The following is an 18,148-nucleotide window of genomic DNA, read 5'->3' on the forward strand; positions in this document are numbered from 1 at the left end:
AAACATATTACTCATATTCTATCAAATATTAAATGGCTTGGATATCCTCAGGAGGGTTTATCTCTCTTGCGTCATCCACAGCGTGACATTCGATAGTGAAAAATCCTTTAAATAATGGTTTACATCAACGTCCAATAACCCGCTGATCAGGTGCATCGACCTCTTTATATCTGTCAGATTGATTCCTAATCGTTTATGGTTTTTCATTAAGTAATTAAAATAATGCTTGGCACATTCTTCATTAATGTCATTGACCGATTCAACATTTGTGTAATTCACTAGGTACCTGCTAAACAGCATAAGAAGACTTAGTGCTTTTGTAGCTGAAAATGTTACGTCTTGTGTTCTGTCTTTTAATTGTTCCACTAATTCATAATATTTTTTTTCACGCACAATACTTGCCCTCTTCAATTGTGAACCCCCATTTTCTTTGTACAGATAAGCACGGGCCAGTATAAGCAGCAGTACTGGAGTGCTAACAAGCATTCTCGCTAACGTTTCTCTTTTAAATACTGTAGTTCAGCTGCCATAAACCTGATTACTGTTCTTTTTAGAACCTTCTTATATTGTATGAAGTAAACAAAGACTAGGCAACTTGCAAAAGTTTCATTTTAAATGCATATTTTCTCGTTAGAAAGTCTCTCTCATATATTGATATCGGGTAATCTCGGTCCTTTATAAATGTTTATTTGTGAAAAATTTTTTAATATCTTGTCAAAAGCTCAATTTTTATGTGACTTATGGATTATTTATTCATTAAGCACAAAGAAACAGGAGATGGAACACCATCTCCTTTAATTGACAAATAATGATTTAAGCGCCGTTTGAAGCTGCAAATCATTTTTTTCATCTGATTTTTTCATTTCAATTAAATGATTTATTTTCTCCGCGGTGCGATTGTCAATCACACCCGTTTTTGCGAGCTTGTATTGATCCTGAAAGGCCAAAACCGCTTTTTTCATTTCTTTGCTGAAATAGCCGTCTTCCCGACCCGGATCAAAACTGAGTCCTTTCAGCAAAACCTGTGCATGTTTCACATCTTCATTGTTCATATCAGCTTTAAGAGGCTCTTTTAGCTGCAATGGACCTGCGGAGAAATAATCAGGCTGCTTTATCGCAATGGTCGGCTTAACACCCTTCTTATGAATCCAGTTCCCGTTTGGCGTCAGCCACTTGTAAAGCGTCAGTTTAATATTGCTGCCGTCTCCCATCGGTACAGCTTGTTGAACAGTTCCCTTTCCGAACGACGTGTCACCTACAACATCATAATGTCCCGCTTCTTTTAATGCGCCTGCAAGAATTTCGGAGGCAGAGGCGCTCCCCTTATCTGTGATGACATTGACCGGGTATGTTTTTTTATGGGTCAATGTTGAAAAATAACGTTTCCTATCTCCATTGCGTTCAGCAATCTGAATGTACGGCTGATCCTTTGTAATGAAATGCTTTAGAATCTCTTCAACACTTTGAAGATATCCTCCCGGGTTTCCTCGAACATCCAGCACGAGGCCTTCAATTCCTTTTTTCTCGAGCTTGCCCAATGCTTTTGCAAAATCCTCCGCAGTATGCTCAGAAAAAGTAGAAATGGCGATATACCCGACAGAATGCCCCTGCACTTTTTTCTCTGAAGCAAACACCGTTTCAAGCGGAATTTCAGCTCTCTTAATGCGGAATGACAATTGCTTCTTCGTCCCGGGCCGCTGAATCTTTATTGACACGCTGGAACCTTTCTTTCCTCTTATTTTTAAGACAGCGTCATTTAAATCCTTGCCCGCCATCGATTCTCCATCAATACTGATGATTTCATCATTCGGCTTCAGCCCGGCTTTTTCCGCAGGAGATTGTTTAAATGGCGACACAATAATGATTTTGCCTTCTTCCACTCCAACCTCAGCCCCGATGCCTTCGAAAGAGGAATCAAGAGAATCAGAAAATTGCTTTGCCGTCTGCTTGTCCATATAGACGGAATAAGGATCGTTTAATGTAGACAGCATCCCTTGAATGGCTCCTTCAAGCAGCTTTTCTCTATCAACCTTTTCTACATATTCATTCGAAATCAATTCATATGCTTTTTCAATTTTATCCATAGCTGCAGCCCGATCAGAGTCAGCTTGGGCCGTTGCGGCAACAGCTGCGGCTTCCGGCTTTTCGGCTTCCAGCAGGTTCATTCCCGCATATACGCCGGCGCCTCCGAACAGCATGCTCCCCGCCGCTATCACAGCGATTATTTTTTGATTCATCCTTTACTCCTCCTGTATGCCAGACTGTCTTTGCAAAACCTAGAGATAGTATATGTAAAGGATGGAGATTTCATGTAATCATAGAAGAAAAAGAAGGCAAAAGAAAAAAGCCGTCCCGCAATCGGGATGGCTTTTCTTATGTTTATACCCGCAAAAACTTGCGGATGGAAGTCAGGCTTCCCCATACTCCAATCACTGCGCCGATCGCAATCAATACAAGCGAGACTTGGAATACAAACGGATTATATGGAAGAAGAGAGACAAATGATCCTTGAACCTTCGGAACGACCCATCCGATAACATATTGATAAGTGCTCAATACAAGCGCGATCGGAATGACTGAACCGAATACGCCGAGCAGCAATCCTTCAAGGAAAAACGGCCAGCGGATAAACCAGTTCGTCGCACCAACAAGCTTCATGATTTCAATTTCTTTTCTTCTTGCAAAAATCGTAATTTTGATGGTGTTGGAAATTAAGAACATCGCCGTAAACAATAAGCCGATAATTAACGCGATTCCGATGTTGCGGGAAACGCCGACCACTTTAAACAAACGGCTGACCTCTTCTTTTCCGTAAGTAACTTTATAAACATGATCCATTTTTTCTATCTTTTTCGCGACACTTGGCGTATCATGCGGATCGGTCGTTTTCACGACAAACGCGTCATTCAGCGGGTTTTCCTGATCCTGCATCGTCAGGGATTTTCCGCTGTCCCCAAAACTGTCAACTAACTGGTCAAGCTCTTTTTCTTTAGATGAAAAAGTGACACTTTGAATGCCGTTCAGGTCTTTTATCTCGTTCTGCAGCTTGTCCTGTGCCTTCTTATCTGCAGTCAGATCAACCAATACCTTGATTTCGACTTCTTTTTCAGCATTCGTAGCCATGTTATTCAAATTCAGCATAATCACTAAAAACACGCCGACTAAAATCAGCGTAACGGTTACTGCACTAATGGATGCAAACGTCATCCATGTGTTTCTCCCGAGAGATTTAAAACTCTCACGCAAATGGCGCCCGAGAATTTTAATCATAAGAACCATACTCCCCTCTTGACTCATCACGCACAATGATACCATCTTCGATTGCAATGACACGTTTCTTAATGGTGTTTACGATTTCTTTATTATGTGTCGCCATTACGACTGTTGTTCCGCGGTTATTAATCTCCTCCAGCGTCTTCATGACTTCCCAAGACGTATCCGGATCAAGGTTTCCCGTAGGTTCATCAGCAATGACAACATCAGGGCTGTTCACAATTGATCTGGCTATAGAGACACGCTGCTGCTCCCCGCCTGAAAGCTGGTCAGGGAATTGTCTCGCTTTATGCTTCAGCTGCACCAAATCAAGCACTTCAAGCACCCGTTTTTTAATGACAGACGGCTGTTCTCCAATTACTTCAAGGGCAAAAGCCACATTCTCAAACACAGTAAGTTTCGGGAGAAGCTTGAAGTCCTGGAAGACTACACCTATTTTACGCCGCACGAAAGGAATCTCTTTTTCTTTAACCGATGCGAGATCTTTATGATTGAGTAAAATTTGCCCTTTTGTCGGCTTTTCTTCTCTGTATATCATTTTAATAAAAGTAGATTTACCCGCTCCGCTCGGTCCGACAACATAAACAAACTCTCCGGGATGAATGGTAACTGAAATCCCGTTTAGCGCCTTTACACCGTTCGGATAGGCTTTGTATACTTCTTTCATCTCTATCATGAAATCACCTAATCTTTTATATCATTTTATGTCGCACGGTCATACTCTTCGAAAGCATTCGACAGTTTATGACCCATTCATTTGTAAAAAGATGAAAAATCTGAAAGTTTGATTTTCAACACACTTCATTATACGTCAAATTTAGACATAATACTATTACAGTTTCTTTTCATTCATCATGATTTCGGCATAAAAAAATCCTTGCCCGAATCGCGGCAAAGATTTTCTCATCTTACCTTTTCTCTGACAGCCATTTGGCAATTGAAGCGGCTTCCTTATCATCTACAAGCCCCTTCGGCATATTGCCCCGTCCGTTTTTAATAATGCTTTCAATTTTTTCTTCGTCGTATTTGCCCCCAACCTCTTGGAGATTAGGTCCTGACACACCTTCTAAATCCTTGCCGTGGCAGCCTACACAGCTCTGCTGATATAATTCTTCCCCTTCAGACGCAGAGGCTTCTGTTTTGCTGCCGTTGTCTGTCTTCTCTTCTTTTGCATCGTTAGAACCGCAGGCAGCCAGCAGGGCAGAAATGGCAAATACAAGCATTAGTATCGATAGTTTTGATTTCATGTTGAGAAGCACAACTCCTTTACGATCTCTTCCATATTATAACCTCGTTTAAGCGCGTTTGAAACCCTCGCCCAGCACCTCGCTTGCATCTGCTACAATCACAAAAGCAGTCTCATCAATCTGTTTGACGATTTGTTTCAATTTCGTGAATTCAGTTTGGCCAACCACGCACATTAAAATCGGTCGTTCATCGTCAGTATATCCGCCGACTGCAGAAATTTTCGTAACGCCTCTGTCAATTTTTTTAAAAACAGCTTCCTTCACGGCCTGTTCCTGTTTTGTAATGATAAGCGCCATTTTAGAGCGGTTGAAGCCGACTTGGACGACATCAATGGTTTTGCTTGATACATACACCCCAAGCATGGCATACAGTCCCTGCTCTATATTAAATACGATCATCGCCGTAACAACAATTAAACCGTCAATGATCGCGAGACAGGTCCCTAATGAGAGACCTGTGTACTTATGAATGATTTGAGCCGCTAATGCCGTTCCCCCGGTTGATCCTTTGCCTAAGTACACAATGCCGATTCCAATCCCGATGCCGACTCCGCCAAAAATTGCCGCCAGAAGCTCATGATGTGTAGCAGGCTGAATGTCTCTCGTCAAAAACACAACAAGCGGCAAAAAGACAGAACCCGCGAGTGTCTTGAGTCCAAATTTACCGCCAAGCAAAATGATACCGGCTATAAATAAGGGAATATTAATGATCCACTGCACATAGGCCGCTTCAAAACCATATGACTGTAAAATGGTACTGATCCCGCTGACACCGCCTGCGGCTATTTTGTTAGGAAGCAGAAAGACATTAAAGGACACTGCTGTAATTGCTGCCCCTATCAGTATGTATACATAATCCCTTATAACCCGAAGACTTTTATTCCGTACATCCATCATTACAACCTTCCTCCGTTTCTTCCTATGCTCTCCGATAGCATTTTAATCCTTCCCCGTTTAGATGTAAATAACACCCAAACACAGTGGTAATATGCTAAAGCAGCAGTGAAAGCAAGGATATGCAGCCAATAAAAAAACACACCTGTAGATGCCAGGTGTGTTTCCTGCTTATGAAAGTTTAGAACGAAGGTATGCGTCAATAAATACGTCAATATCTCCGTCCATTACGGCTTGAACATTACCCATTTCTGTATTGGTCCGATGGTCTTTTACCATGGAATACGGATGGAATACGTAAGAGCGGATTTGGCTTCCCCAGCCGATCTCTTTTTGCTCACCGCGAATTTCATCCAGCTCGGCCTGCTGTTCTTCAATTCTGCGCTGATACAGCTTTGCCTTCAGCATTTTCATCGCTCTTTCACGGTTTTTAATTTGTGAACGTTCTGTTTGACATGTCACAACCACGTTTGTCGGCAAGTGGGTAATCCGAACAGCTGAGTCTGTCGTGTTGACGTGCTGTCCGCCTGCTCCGCTTGCACGGTACGTATCAACTTTAATATCCTCCGTACGGATATCAATATCGATCTCATCGTTGAATTCAGGCATAACTTCACAAGATACGAATGAAGTGTGGCGGCGGCCTGATGAGTCAAACGGAGAAATCCGCACGAGACGATGGACGCCTTTTTCCGCCTTGATATATCCATAAGCGTTGTGCCCTTTAATCAGTAATGTGACTGACTTAATACCGGCTTCATCACCAGGAAGGTAATCGAGCGTTTCCACTTTAAAGCCGCGGCGCTCAGCCCATCTGGTGTACATTCTGAGAAGCATAGAGCCCCAATCCTGTGACTCAGTACCGCCCGCACCCGGATGCAGCTCCAAAATTGCGTTGTTTTTATCATACGGCTCACTGAGAAGAAGCTGAAGCTCAAACTCATTGAACTCCTTCGTTAAAGCCTTTAGCTCTTTTTCAAGCTCAAGCTGAAGATCTTGATCCGGCTCTTCTTTCAGAAGGTCATGAGTCATTTGCAGTTCTTCATGGGATTCATTCAATTTTTTATAGGAATTGACATAATCCTTTAAACCATTTGCTTCATTGATGACCGTTTGAGCTTTCTGCTGATCATTCCAGAATTCCGGATCAGCCATTTGCTCATCTAGCTCAGCAATGCGGGTCTCCTTTGATTCGAGGTCAAAGAGACCCCCTAAAGTCCGCTAAACGAGAAGCCATATTTTCGAGCTCAACTCTGATTTCTGATAATTCCATTCCATTCACCTCATTAAAAGATCCGCGGGCGCTCAAGGCGCCGCGGTCAGCAAACTTGCCCGAACGAACTATTCAGTCCGGCCGCAGCAATTTTTATATTTTTTTCCGCTTCCGCAGTGGCATGGCGCATTTCGGCCGATGTCAACCACTTTACGAACCGGCGCTTTCTTTGCTTTTTTGTTTTCATCGCCTTCTTGCGGCTGATGAGCCGTGGTTTGGCCTTGTACAACCTCTTCACGCTCCAGATTATTTTCAATCTCAGCCTTCATCACAAATTTGGCAACCTCGTCCTCGATGGATTCAATCATATGCTCAAACATCGCAAAGCCTTCCATTTGATACTCACGCAGCGGATTTGTTTGCGCGTAAGCACGAAGGTGAATCCCTTGGCGAAGCTGATCCATTGCGTCGATATGATCCATCCATTTTGAATCGACGGCGCGAAGCACGATGACTTTCTCAAATTCGCGCATTTGTTCTTCGCCGAATTTTTCCTCTTTGTCATTATATTTGGTCTTGATGCGATCCATAATGAGCTCAAGCATTTCATCCGGCTCTTTGCCGAAGATGTCGCTCTTTTCAAGCGCGCCTTCGTCAAGGTAAGTCGTGTTAACAAGCTCAACAAGACCGTCAAGCTTCCACTCCTCAGGAAGCTCTTCTCTTGGTGTATAGGCCGCAATTGCCCGCTCGAGAGAAGATTTGATCATATTTTCTACGATTTCACGCAGGTTTTCAGAGTCGATGACTTCGAAACGCTGCTTATAGATAACCTCACGCTGCTGGCGAAGAACATCATCATATTGAAGAAGCTGTTTACGTGAATCGAAGTTATTTCCTTCAACGCGTTTTTGAGATGATTCAACCGCACGGGATACCATTTTGCTTTGAATCGGAGTGGAGTCATCCATACCAAAGCGGTCAAGCATTGCCATTGTCCGCTCAGCACCAAATCTTCGCATCAATTCATCTTCCATAGAAAGATAAAATTGTGTGATCCCCGGATCACCCTGACGTCCTGAACGTCCTCGCAGCTGATTGTCAATCCGGCGTGATTCATGGCGTTCCGTTCCGACAACGGCTAGTCCGCCAAGCTCTTTTACTCCTTCGCCAAGCTTAATGTCTGTTCCGCGCCCCGCCATGTTTGTCGCAATCGTCACAGCGCCCTTCTGACCGGCCTCTTCAATGATTTGCGCTTCTCGCTCATGGTTTTTGGCGTTTAATACCTGATGCGGGATACCCTTGTTTTTGAGAAGCTTTGAAATCAATTCAGACGTTTCAACTGCAACTGTACCGACAAGAACGGGCTGTCCTGTCATATATCGCTGGGCAACATCTTCAGCAACGGCCTTAAACTTTCCTTCCATTGAACGGTAAATTAAATCAGGACGGTCATCACGAACAACCGGCTGGTTTGTCGGAATCGTCACAACCTGCATGTTGTAGATGTTGCGGAATTCCTCTTCCTCTGTTTTAGCCGTACCCGTCATACCGGCCAGCTTTTCATACATCCGGAAGTAGTTTTGGAACGTAATCGTCGCCAAGGTCATGCTCTCATTTTGAATTTCAAGCCCTTCCTTCGCTTCGATCGCCTGGTGAAGCCCTTCGCTGTAGCGGCGGCCTTTCATTAAACGACCCGTGAAAGAGTCAACGATAACAACCTGACCGTCTTCTACTACGTAATCAACGTCCTTCTGCATGGCAACGTGCGCTTTTAAGGACTGGTTGATATGGTGGTTGAGCGCCACATTTTTCACATCAAACAGGTTGTCGATGCCGAACGCTTTTTCAGCCTTTGTCATTCCTTCTTCTGTGAGCTGTACACCTTTTGTTTTCACATCATACGTATAGTCTTTTTCTGCTTTTAACGTTCGTACAAAAGCATTTGCCTGTACGTACAGTTTTGTCGATTTTGCAGCTTGTCCTGAAATGATAAGCGGTGTTCTCGCTTCATCAATCAAAATAGAGTCGACTTCATCAATTACCGCAAAATGAAGCGGACGCTGCACCATTTGCTCTTTATAAAGAACCATGTTGTCTCGCAAATAGTCGAAGCCGAGCTCGTTGTTTGTAGAATAAGTGATGTCAGCCGCATAAGCTTCCCTTTTTTCATCTTTCGACATTGAGTTCAAATTCAGTCCGACAGTTAAGCCGAGAAACTCGAAAATTTTCCCCATTTGCTCTGCGTCACGGCTCGCCAAGTATTCATTGACTGTCACGACGTGCACGCCTTTTCCAGATAAGGCATTTAAATAAACAGGCAGAGTAGACGTTAATGTTTTACCTTCCCCTGTTTTCATCTCCGCGATATTTCCGTCATGAAGAGCCACGCCCCCCATAAGCTGGACTTTAAACGGGAACATGCCGGTTACGCGGCGAGAAGCTTCCCGAACCACTGCGAATGCTTCAACAAGTAGATCATCAGTTGTCGCCCCTTTTTCAAGGCGCTCTTTAAATTCAATTGTTTTATGTTTCAGCGCATCATCCGAGAGATTTTCATAGTCTCCCCGAATCGCATCAATATCGTTAGCTATTTTTTCGTATCTATTCAGCGTACGTTTTGTTGGATCAAACATTTTATTTAAAATTCCAAGCATTTATAACGCTCCTCTATCATCACATGCCTGTTTGACAAGCATGTATCAATAATTTACTAGTCCATGTATACCTCTCATTATCATATCATACCTTCTCTTATTTCCAAAGAATTTGCAAATAAGAAAAAACAAAAACCTTCCGCGAAAATCACGGAAGGCTGCTCTTCATTATTCAGTCGGTTCAATCAGGCCATATTTCCCGTCATTTCTGCGGTACACGACGTTTGTAAGGTTTGTTTCCGCATTTGTGAAAACAAAGAAGTTATGGCCGAGCATATTCATTTGTAAGATCGCTTCTTCATTATCCATCGGCTTTAAATTAAAGCGCTTCTGACGGACGATTTCTAAGCTTTCATCTTCTTCTATTTCGTCCTGAACCGCAATATCTGTATCAGAGCCGAGGCCGTTTGCCACTGAAGATTTCGGAAGACCCTGCTCACGGAATTTGCGGTTTACCTTTGTTTTATGCTTACGGATTTGACGTTCCAGCTTGTTTGTAGCGAGATCAATTGCATTGTACATATCCTCGTTATGCACTTCAGACCGAAGCGCCAGATCTGTCATCGGAATCGTAACCTCAACCTTGGACTCCTTGTCATTGTAAAACTTCAAGTTGACGTTCACATCGGCATTTACACTATGCTCAAAATAACGCTCCAGCTTGCCGATCTTCTTCTCGACATGATCCTTTAACGCGGGTGTCACTTCAATATTTTCTCCTCTGATGTTATAGTTCATCAAAGAACGCCTCCCTTTTATTAAGGATATGTATCTATTTCTCCTTTACCCTTTACAATTCCTGCTGAAACGTAAACCTTTTGTGAAAATTCAGTGAACTTTGTCGAATTATGCCGTTTTATGCTGATGTTCCTATGGTTACGGGAGGTATATGTATATGCTGGCAATAAGAAAAAATGCCTTACACAAAGTCAATTAATCACAAAGGGCTCCATACATCGATGAATGGACAGCATCCATTTCCTATAGTGAATCAGAAAATGTCCTTTTAAATACTCGCAGAATTCATGAGAGGGGAATGAGAAAGAAACCAATTGATCAAATTCTGCAAAAATCTCGTCAAAGGCCTTAACGCATACTTCTGCGCACCGTGTGTTCATCACGAAAAGAAGAGTTGAATGGGTTGAATCCAAATAAAAAAAGGCTTGGATCAGATCTTGGTAGATCCGATCCCCTTCTGTTTTTGATAAATTCTGTTCCGCCTCTATCAAATAGCACAGCCCTTCCTCAATGGTAAAAAGAAGATGATAATAAGCTGATAAAAGCGTATAATCCTCAATGCTCTTCAAGGCACTCACCTATTTACGCTTGTCATAATATCTGCCGTCAATCGTGATGTTGTTATAAGGATTTAAATACGTCGTATGCATCGCACGTTTTCTTTTCACCTGCTGAAGTTCTGCTGCGATTGACTGCTTCAGTCTTTCCATTTCCTTCACAATAAGCTGATCCCATGTCAAGACAAGCTTCATCTGCTTTCGCTCTTCTTCTGAAAGCGGCAGAGATATCCCCTGAATAAGTTCAGACCGTTTAGACACAAAGTCTTCAATTTGCTTTAAAAGTTCATCGCTTTCCGGTGTATTTTGTATGTGTGACAGCATACTCTCCGTCTCAGTGTATAGTTGATCTATGTTTTTCATGCGATCCCGCCTGATCCGTGCCGGTCCTTTCGTTCACTTTGCATGGCTTGTTTCCAAGCATCGCGAAAATCTTTTACATAGCCCTCTACCTCAGCCAGCATGCTCGTATCATTTTTGATATTTGCCTGTACCAATCTTCGATACATATAATCGTACATCGCACCCATGGAAGCAGAAAGCTCTATGTTGCGGTTAAGTGTAAAATTTAATTCCTGAATGATATTTTGCGCTTTAATCAGATTTTCATTTTTACGTTCCATATCATCATTCTCAATGGCCTGAGATGCAAGTCTTATAAATTTCAAACAGCCATTATACAGCATAAGTGTCAGCTCACCGGGTGTAGCAGTGTTCACTGAATTTTGCTGATAGGCTGTATAAGGATTTTGGATTGCCATGTGTCATCCTCCAAATTACATTTATTGTACAAGAAGCTGTGATAAATAGGACGCTTGTTCGTTCATTTTTTGAATCGCAGAATCCATTGCACTGAATTTTTTATAATAACGGTTTTCTACTGTGTTCAATCGGTCCTGCATATCGGTGATTTCAGTACTGATGGAACGCAAATTCTTCCCAATTGAATAGTCGCTTGCTCCCATTGTTGAATTGCCGGCTTTTGCTTCAATGCTTTTCACTGTACTTTTCAGTGTGTCACCGATACGTTTCATAATCCCTTTATCACTATAGGCACTGCTGTTCGTTCCGTTTGTAAATAAGGCGGCAACACTTTGTGGATCTTCTTGTATTTTTGCTTTCAGTTTGTCTTCATTAATCTCTAAATGGCCCCGCAATTGATAAGTACTTGAGGTTGTGATGCCAAATTCAGTTAATTGATAGGTTTTCCCATCTGCATTAACTTGAGTATAAAAATCAGTGCGCATTTGGTTCGTGCCGGTGCTGATGCTGGAATCATTTCTCAGCAAACCGCTTTTTGCCTTCTTCTCCCAGAGTTCTACCTCTTTATCAGACATTGCTTCTTTTTGTTCACTCGTCAGCGGAGTATAGTCTCTGTATTTTTCTTCCTGAAGCTTTTCATTCAGGCTGTCAACTAATTCATTGTATTTATCTACAAACTCTTTAATTTGGTTATAAATCCCGTCAACATCATTAGAAACAGATGTGGTAACAGGGCCTGTGGCTGCAGTTGTATTTTTGATCGAGTAGGTAACGCCGTTAACCGTAAAGTTGTTTGTCAGCTTCTCCATTTCAAAGCCATTAATTGTGACCTTTGCATTTGTTCCTTCTTTGTAAGCAGTGAGCTTATTTTCAGCGTCTAAAGAAAAACCAAGCTGACCGGACATAAAGTCGGATGTAGCAGAGTCTGCTGCCTGTATGCTGCCTCCTGCACCTGTTGCTTTAGAAGAAAACGCAATCGTTTCTACATACTCTGTACCGTTCCATATTTTATCTTTAAATGCTGATACTCCTAGATCTGAGCTGTTAAGTTTAGAAATCACATTATCAATGGTATCGGCGCTCGTCACACTGATGTTCACTGTTTTTGCCGTTGTCTCACCAGGTGCTACAACGTTAAATGCCAAATTATAATCGCCTTGTGTGTATCCCGTATAATTATTTGCCTTATACGTTGCTGCAGTTGCCAAACTCGCTACTTCAACAGTAGAAGACGAATTTGGCGCACTTGCGCTTCCTGTAGCAGTTAACACAGACTCATTGGAGCTGGTCACAGTTTTGCTCTGATACGTGCTCGGATATGTCAACGTATTTTTAGACATATAATCTTGTAATTCTTTTATTTTTGAGTTGACTTCACGATAGCTGTCACGCTGCCATTCTAGCGTCTGTTTTTTTTGGGTCAGCTTATCAAGCGGCGCTCTTTCTGTTTGCATCAGCTTTGATACGATATCATCTATATCCATTCCTGACGCAAGACCTGTTATTCTCGTGACCATTTCAAACCACTCCTCATCTACTTTTTTTCATCTACAAATAACCCAAGAAATTCAGTCATAGCCGCATAAAAATCAAGCCACCGTTTCGGCGGAATTTCGCGGATGACTTCATTTGTAGAGTCCTCTATTACTTTTACATAGTATTCATTTAACTTCTCATGGAGCTCAAACTTCAGGTGAACTTGCGAAGGTTCCAAAAGCTTGTTCATTTCCCCTACCATTTCAGCAAGATTGGTATATGAAACTTGATGAACAGGAACCTCACTCTCATGATCTCTCTGATTATGTATTTGAGTATCATAACGATCCCAAACAGGTTGTAACGTAGTGAGTCTTTCAATGTTCAATTGATCATCCCCTATGTCCCAATCTATCGTTTATATCGACTAAGTCGAGATAAGATTACACATATTTATGGAAAAAAACTCATCTGTTTTAGAATTCTTGTTTGGAAATACTTTTATAGGTTAGTGGAGAATCCCTTATTATATCACGAGTTATAGATAGCCAGGGGGAAGATGTGGAGTTAGGAATATAAAAAAAGACCCCGGCAAACGCCAAGGTCTTTTTCAAAATTAACGTAACAATTGAAGTACGTTTTGAGGCTGTTGGTTCGCTTGAGCAAGCATAGCTTGAGAAGCTTGAGAAAGAATGTTGTTCTTTGTGAACTCGCTCATTTCTTTAGCCATGTCAACGTCACGGATACGAGACTCAGCAGCTGTTAGGTTTTCAGAAGAAGCACCAAGGTTGTTGATTGTGTGCTCTAGACGGTTTTGTACCGCACCAAGTTTACCACGCTCAGAAGATACAGTATTAATTGCAGCATCAACTTTATCTAAAAGTGCATCTGTGTTAGCTGCTGTAGCTGCTGTTACCTTGTAATCTGCTTTTGCAATGGCAAGACCTGTAGTACTCATATCACCAATGTTAACAGTTAATTGTTGAGTTTTGTTAGCACCAATTTGGAAAGTGAATCCATCCGTTTGCGTACCATCAAGAAGGTTTTTACCGTTAAAAGCTGTACGTTGAGAAATTCCATCTACCTCATCAAGAAGGTTATCAATTTCATCTTGAATTGCTACAAGGTCTGTCGTTGCATCTTGAGTACCAGTGTTACCCGCTTGAACAGTTAACTCACGAACACGTTGAAGAATAGAGTGAGTTTCAGTCAATGCACCCTCAGCTGTTTGGATAAGAGAGATTCCGTCTTGAGAGTTTTTAGAAGCCATTTCAAGACCTCTGATTTGTCCTCTCATTTTTTCAGAGATCGCAAGACCTGCAGCGTCATCTCCTGCACGGTTGATACGAAGACCAGAAGAAAGCTTCTCCATGTTCTTTTGGCTAGCACCGTTGTTTGAAGACAAACGGTTTAGTGTGTTAAGTGCTGCGATATTGTGGTTAATTCTCATTGTTTTGTTCCTCCCTGAATATGTTATTAAGGCACGTCCTTGTGCCTTGTTTTTTTGTAACTGGCGGAGTGTTTGCGTCTCCTCCCGGCTACATCATTAATATCGGATTGTCTCTGATTTTGTTAATACAAAAATAAAAAAAAATCCTCACTTTTTTTGTGAGGATAATGCGGAGATCACATCGCTGGATAACGCTGCCGCACGGTTATTTTCTTCCTGAATGGTCAAGTAAATTTCTTTCCTGTGAATATCAATATGCTTTGGGGCTTCAATTCCAATTTTCACTTGGTCACCCTCAACCGCAATCACTTTCACTTCAATATCAGCACCTATTTGAATCGCTTCGTTTATTTTCCGCGATAAAACTAGCATGATTCTCCTCCAATCGGATGCTTTGTCGTATATGGGGAGTCGTGTAAAACGACTTGCTTAGCCAGCATGTTCTTGCGATTCACAATAATAGGAGCCAATAAATTAGCAGTAGTTTTTTCGAATGGCTCTGCCATGGTCAATAATGTCATCACTTCTACGTCTTCAATATTATCGATATCCAAAAGTTCAGCAGTTGATTCATCAAGGTCAAATTCATAATTCTTAAAAAAGATAAACGGACTTACAACGATGAACGCAAGATTCTCTGAAGTGACGGACTGCAGCGCCACTAATGGAGAGTCTTCTGAAAGCGGAAGAATGACGAACTGTTTTTCTTCTAAAAAGCCCGGAATCCCGTTTTCAAAAAGAATGATTTGTTCTTCTTTTACATTCATTTGGCCATGGTATTTAGTATGAATGATCATTGTTCACGATCCTTTTCTTTTTACTTTTCGAGTGATTCTTTTAGGTTTTCTACCTCTATATTTAAATCAGGGTATTGGAGCATGTCAATCTCAACATTTCCAGGCGTATATTCAACAATTGGTTTATGCGGTTCAGCCTGAATAACAGGCTTTCGCGGCGTAATCTGAATATCAAGCTGTGACGGGGTATATTGTATTTTCACCCTTGAAAGAGAAGGAGCATAATGTTCGCCTAGTTGAATTTGGTGCATCTCAGAGTTCCTCTTTGCTTGTGAAGCGATTGGGTTCCCCATATTTTCAATTCTCATAAGCTCGTCTCCTTCTTCTGCGGTACGGGCTATCCCCTCCATTACATCCTCATGCCCTTGTTGGGCAGCTTCTTCGATTCTTTTGGATATATGCTTTCTGTCTAATTCTTCCCATGCTTGCGTCTGGTCAATCGTGAGTTTTCCCGGGGTCACCGATATTTCCATTTCCGCGCTTGGCTGTTCAATTTCCAAGTCGGCTTGCGGCTGCTCCATTTTTAAGCTGGCAGGCGTCGTTGTTAAACCAATTTTCCCTTGAACACTATGCATAATCAATCTGGGAATTTGCATCACTCTACCTCCTAAACTATAAAAAAAGCGAACTCCTGAGAGCCGCTTACTTTAAAAAGTCGATCAATGTAGGCTGAACAATTTGCGCATTTACAGCCAGAGTAGCCCTGTGCACGCTTTGCTGCGCAATAAATTCAGTTATTATTTCTTCCAGTTCTACGTCTTCATTGTCTGACAACACTTTTGTAGCTGTTTCTTCTTGAGCTGAAAGTCTTGTATTAATCAGTTCAAGACGATTATATCTCGCTCCAATATCAGATCGTTCTGCACTCATACCGTCAGAAAATTGATCAATATCATCTAAAACGCTGTCCACATCGTCCAAAGAGCCTGAATTAAGTGCTGTCTCAAATGAATTTAGCATTTCAAACACATTTTGTCCGCTTCCAGAAGTACCGCCAAAGGCTGCCTTCGGATCTGAGTTTACCTTTAATGACATATTATCCGATATATTGACAATAACGTCAGCCGTATCAGAAATCGTATAAGTTCCGTCACCGTTGTCTTTAACTGGAGGAGTATCTGAATTAGTGCCATTGAAGATATATCTGCCGTTCACTTGTGTATTAGCAATATTTAAGAGCTGTTCTTTTAATTGTTTTACTTCTACACCAATAGCTTGCAATTCTGCTCCACCATTTGTGTCATTCTTAGCTTGAACAGCTAACTCTCTGACCTTTGACATAATGTCAATTCCTTCAGTAATGTTTGTTTCTGTGTTTTCAAGCCAAGTAAAGGCTTGAGAAGCATTACTTTGGTATTGCTGAACTTGAGATAATTGCGTATTGTACTTTAAGCTTTTCATAGCTACTACTGGATCATCGGAAGCTTTTGAGATTTTTTTTCCGGAAGAAATCTGTGATTGAAGTTTATCCAGCTTTGAGTAGCTTGAACCGATATATCTCAATGAGTTTTGCTGTATCATCCCTTGTGTTACTCTCATTTGATCTACCTACCTTCCCCCGACACCCATGCCATTAATTACTTTATCAAGGATTTCGTCTTGTAACGTTACCATTCTTGCGGCAGCATTGTATGCGTGTTGGAATTGAATCATATTGGTCATTTCTTCATCTAAAGAAACAGCGCTCATTTGCTGACGGTTTATGTCTGCATCATTCAGCTGTGTTTCTGTATTAGATGCCAGCCGATTCGCCTCTTGAGCTTTGATCCCCAACTCGCCAATGAGACCAGCATAATAATCTAGCACACTCGTTTCTTTTCCGTTAATAGTGATGTCCCCGGTTAACACATTTGCTAAATTCGTTGCGTTTGAATTATCGTTTGCTGCTCCAGTAAGTGAGAAAGCGATATTCGCGCCTTTTGAATCTATTATGCTGTCAGTGACTTTAATCTTACCTGCTGCGCCTTTTGCCGGCTCAGTTTCACCTCCGGTAAAATCAAAAAAGTCCCCGCCTTGTTCACCGCTCTCTGTCAGACCATGTCGGTGTACTTTATTGAAAGCTTTTGCAAATTCGAGCGCCATATGATCAAGATCAGAAAGCATCTCCGGATATATGCCCTTTTCTTTGCCGTCTGCCGTGACATATCCATAAGACTGTATAAATCCTAACAGTGATCCATTGCTGCTGAACGACTCAGCTTGAACAGCAGTGTCTCCAATTGAAATACTTGTCACTAAGCCCGTTTCATTATCATAGTTAGCTTTCAGCTCTGAAACCTCATAATTTTTTCCGTCCAGAACAGTTCCCAGCGACTGTTTATTTTTATCCAGGATTTCGATCGATACAGTTCCTTCCGAAGAAGCAAGCGCATTCCCGCCTGATTTGTTGTAGCTCACTTTGACATCAACAATTGAAGATAATTTATCAATCAGCAAATCACGTTGATCGTATAAACCATTCGGAAGCAGACCGACTGGTTCTACCTGTGCAATTTGCTTATTGAGACTGTTTAATTGAGATAGCAGTGAATTAACATCTAGTACACTAGTATCTAGTTCTGCTTTTAAATTCGATTGAACTTTTGTAAGGGACTCAGAAATATGATTAAACGTATCAGCAACAGCCTGTCCTTTTTGAGAGACAACAGAACGCGCACTGTCCTCATTTGCATTATTGGATAGTTCTTGCAGAGAATTCCAAAATGAATTTAGCACGCTGTTTAATCCGCTGCCACCAGTCTCATTCATAATTCCTTCCATTTGGGACAAGGCTTTAGCCTTCGTATCATAATATCCAGAACTGCTGTTTTGGAGGCGGTATTGGTAGTCTAGAAAGATATCTCTTATTCTCTCAACTGACTTCCCTTGAACGCCCGTTCCCATTTGCCCCGCGGTTTTTTCTGCGTTTTTTGATACAGCAGGGAAGTAGTCAGTTGCCTCCAGCGAGACTCGCTGTCTTGTATAACCGTCAGTGTTGGCATTTGCCACGTTATTTGCAGTCGTGCTTAACGCTGCCTGCTGGGCGCTTAACGCCCGCCTTGCAGTTTCAAGCCCCATAAAAGTAGATGTCATATTCTGAATTCCTTT

20 protein-coding genes are annotated in these 18,148 nt (G+C 41.9%); all 20 read right to left on the minus strand.

All coding sequences use genetic code 11. From position 1 onward, the window contains the following. Positions 1–57: 57 nt before the first annotated feature. The gene (gene swrA, locus UJ203_RS11385) at positions 58–411 is read right to left on the minus strand and encodes a swarming motility protein SwrAA (protein WP_015251121.1); all 354 of its coding nucleotides are present in this window, start codon (positions 409–411) and stop codon (positions 58–60) included. 383 nt (positions 412–794) lie between these two features. Continuing rightward, the gene (locus UJ203_RS11390; protein WP_202852887.1) at positions 795–2,237 is read right to left on the minus strand and encodes a S41 family peptidase; all 1,443 of its coding nucleotides are present in this window, start codon (positions 2,235–2,237) and stop codon (positions 795–797) included. A 142-nt stretch (positions 2,238–2,379) separates the two neighbouring features. Beyond that, entirely contained in the window at positions 2,380–3,270 is an 891-nt protein-coding gene (gene ftsX, locus UJ203_RS11395) for a permease-like cell division protein FtsX (RefSeq protein ID WP_024123007.1), read from the minus strand. After that, positions 3,263–3,949, minus strand: a complete 687-nt coding sequence (ftsE, locus tag UJ203_RS11400) for a cell division ATP-binding protein FtsE (protein ID WP_010332047.1) — start codon at positions 3,947–3,949, stop codon at positions 3,263–3,265. Before ftsE ends, ftsX begins: the two co-directional genes overlap by 8 nt. Positions 3,950–4,181: 232 nt before the next feature. Beyond that, complete coding sequence (gene cccB, locus UJ203_RS11405; RefSeq protein ID WP_322010854.1) at positions 4,182–4,520, minus strand: cytochrome c551; 339 nt, start codon at positions 4,518–4,520, stop codon at positions 4,182–4,184. Positions 4,521–4,568: 48 nt separating this feature from the next. Continuing rightward, the gene (locus UJ203_RS11410; RefSeq protein ID WP_024123009.1) at positions 4,569–5,414 is read right to left on the minus strand and encodes a YitT family protein; all 846 of its coding nucleotides are present in this window, start codon (positions 5,412–5,414) and stop codon (positions 4,569–4,571) included. Between the two features lie 171 nt (positions 5,415–5,585). Further along, a protein-coding gene (prfB, locus tag UJ203_RS11415) for a peptide chain release factor 2 (RefSeq protein ID WP_099043490.1) occupies positions 5,586–6,687 on the minus strand; the annotation gives its coding sequence in 2 pieces (ribosomal slippage) (positions 5,586–6,614 and positions 6,616–6,687; 1,101 coding nt in all). Positions 6,688–6,755: 68 nt separating this feature from the next. Then, positions 6,756–9,281, minus strand: a complete 2,526-nt coding sequence (secA, locus tag UJ203_RS11420; RefSeq protein ID WP_213418032.1) for a preprotein translocase subunit SecA — start codon at positions 9,279–9,281, stop codon at positions 6,756–6,758. Between the two features lie 168 nt (positions 9,282–9,449). Continuing rightward, a complete protein-coding gene (gene hpf, locus UJ203_RS11425; protein ID WP_044159437.1) occupies positions 9,450–10,019 on the minus strand; it encodes a ribosome hibernation promotion factor in 570 nt (189 codons plus the stop codon). A 191-nt stretch (positions 10,020–10,210) separates the two neighbouring features. Further along, positions 10,211–10,588, minus strand: coding sequence for a hypothetical protein (locus tag UJ203_RS11430; protein WP_024123013.1), 378 nt, complete (start codon positions 10,586–10,588; stop codon positions 10,211–10,213). Positions 10,589–10,597: 9 nt separating this feature from the next. Further along, the gene (locus tag UJ203_RS11435) at positions 10,598–10,939 is read right to left on the minus strand and encodes a flagellar protein FliT (RefSeq protein ID WP_024123014.1); all 342 of its coding nucleotides are present in this window, start codon (positions 10,937–10,939) and stop codon (positions 10,598–10,600) included. Next, a complete protein-coding gene (gene fliS / locus UJ203_RS11440; RefSeq protein ID WP_305935015.1) occupies positions 10,936–11,337 on the minus strand; it encodes a flagellar export chaperone FliS in 402 nt (133 codons plus the stop codon). The genes UJ203_RS11435 and fliS overlap by 4 nt, the downstream gene beginning before the upstream one ends. 21 nt (positions 11,338–11,358) lie before the next feature. Beyond that, positions 11,359–12,855 (minus strand): flagellar hook-associated protein 2, encoded by a 1,497-nt coding sequence (locus tag UJ203_RS11445; RefSeq protein ID WP_322010863.1) that lies wholly within the window; start codon positions 12,853–12,855, stop codon positions 11,359–11,361. A gap of 17 nt (positions 12,856–12,872) precedes the next feature. Further along, entirely contained in the window at positions 12,873–13,202 is a 330-nt protein-coding gene (flaG, locus tag UJ203_RS11450; RefSeq protein WP_105990893.1) for a flagellar protein FlaG, read from the minus strand. Positions 13,203–13,430: 228 nt separating this feature from the next. Further along, positions 13,431–14,264 (minus strand): flagellin Hag, encoded by an 834-nt coding sequence (hag, locus tag UJ203_RS11455; RefSeq protein ID WP_322010866.1) that lies wholly within the window; start codon positions 14,262–14,264, stop codon positions 13,431–13,433. A gap of 147 nt (positions 14,265–14,411) precedes the next feature. Continuing rightward, positions 14,412–14,636 carry a carbon storage regulator CsrA gene (gene csrA, locus UJ203_RS11460; RefSeq protein ID WP_010332059.1) on the minus strand — a complete coding sequence of 75 codons (225 nt, stop codon included), beginning with the start codon at positions 14,634–14,636 and terminating at the stop codon, positions 14,412–14,414. Next, the gene (gene fliW / locus UJ203_RS11465) at positions 14,630–15,061 is read right to left on the minus strand and encodes a flagellar assembly protein FliW (protein ID WP_322010869.1); all 432 of its coding nucleotides are present in this window, start codon (positions 15,059–15,061) and stop codon (positions 14,630–14,632) included. Before fliW ends, csrA begins: the two co-directional genes overlap by 7 nt. Before the next feature lie 20 nt (positions 15,062–15,081). Then, complete coding sequence (locus tag UJ203_RS11470; protein WP_322010871.1) at positions 15,082–15,657, minus strand: DUF6470 family protein; 576 nt, start codon at positions 15,655–15,657, stop codon at positions 15,082–15,084. Positions 15,658–15,703: 46 nt separating this feature from the next. Continuing rightward, positions 15,704–16,600 carry a flagellar hook-associated protein FlgL gene (gene flgL / locus UJ203_RS11475; protein WP_095712912.1) on the minus strand — a complete coding sequence of 299 codons (897 nt, stop codon included), beginning with the start codon at positions 16,598–16,600 and terminating at the stop codon, positions 15,704–15,706. 9 nt (positions 16,601–16,609) lie between these two features. Continuing rightward, complete coding sequence (gene flgK, locus UJ203_RS11480) at positions 16,610–18,133, minus strand: flagellar hook-associated protein FlgK (RefSeq protein ID WP_322010876.1); 1,524 nt, start codon at positions 18,131–18,133, stop codon at positions 16,610–16,612. Positions 18,134–18,148 lie beyond the last annotated feature (15 nt).

This window comes from Bacillus sp. V26, from assembly GCF_034296245.1.
GTDB classification, from domain to species: Bacteria; Bacillota; Bacilli; order Bacillales; family Bacillaceae; genus Bacillus; species Bacillus halotolerans.

Coding starts and splice junctions, on each gene's coding strand:
- UJ203_RS11470 (WP_322010871.1), bottom strand. CDS start 15,657: ATGCAAATTCCCAGATTGATTATGCATAGTGTTCAAGGGAAAATTGGT.
- flgL (WP_095712912.1), bottom strand. CDS start 16,600: ATGAGAGTAACACAAGGGATGATACAGCAAAACTCATTGAGATATATC.
- UJ203_RS11390 (WP_202852887.1), bottom strand. CDS start 2,237: ATGAATCAAAAAATAATCGCTGTGATAGCGGCGGGGAGCATGCTGTTC.
- hpf (WP_044159437.1), bottom strand. CDS start 10,019: ATGAACTATAACATCAGAGGAGAAAATATTGAAGTGACACCCGCGTTA.
- fliS (WP_305935015.1), bottom strand. CDS start 11,337: ATGGCAATCCAAAATCCTTATACAGCCTATCAGCAAAATTCAGTGAAC.
- hag (WP_322010866.1), bottom strand. CDS start 14,264: ATGAGAATTAACCACAATATCGCAGCACTTAACACACTAAACCGTTTG.
- flgK (WP_322010876.1), bottom strand. CDS start 18,133: ATGACATCTACTTTTATGGGGCTTGAAACTGCAAGGCGGGCGTTAAGC.
- ftsX (WP_024123007.1), bottom strand. CDS start 3,270: ATGATTAAAATTCTCGGGCGCCATTTGCGTGAGAGTTTTAAATCTCTC.
- csrA (WP_010332059.1), bottom strand. CDS start 14,636: ATGCTAGTTTTATCGCGGAAAATAAACGAAGCGATTCAAATAGGTGCT.
- UJ203_RS11410 (WP_024123009.1), bottom strand. CDS start 5,414: ATGGATGTACGGAATAAAAGTCTTCGGGTTATAAGGGATTATGTATAC.
- cccB (WP_322010854.1), bottom strand. CDS start 4,520: ATGAAATCAAAACTATCGATACTAATGCTTGTATTTGCCATTTCTGCC.
- ftsE (WP_010332047.1), bottom strand. CDS start 3,949: ATGATAGAGATGAAAGAAGTATACAAAGCCTATCCGAACGGTGTAAAG.
- UJ203_RS11445 (WP_322010863.1), bottom strand. CDS start 12,855: ATGGTCACGAGAATAACAGGTCTTGCGTCAGGAATGGATATAGATGAT.
- fliW (WP_322010869.1), bottom strand. CDS start 15,061: ATGATCATTCATACTAAATACCATGGCCAAATGAATGTAAAAGAAGAA.
- secA (WP_213418032.1), bottom strand. CDS start 9,281: ATGCTTGGAATTTTAAATAAAATGTTTGATCCAACAAAACGTACGCTG.
- UJ203_RS11435 (WP_024123014.1), bottom strand. CDS start 10,939: ATGAAAAACATAGATCAACTATACACTGAGACGGAGAGTATGCTGTCA.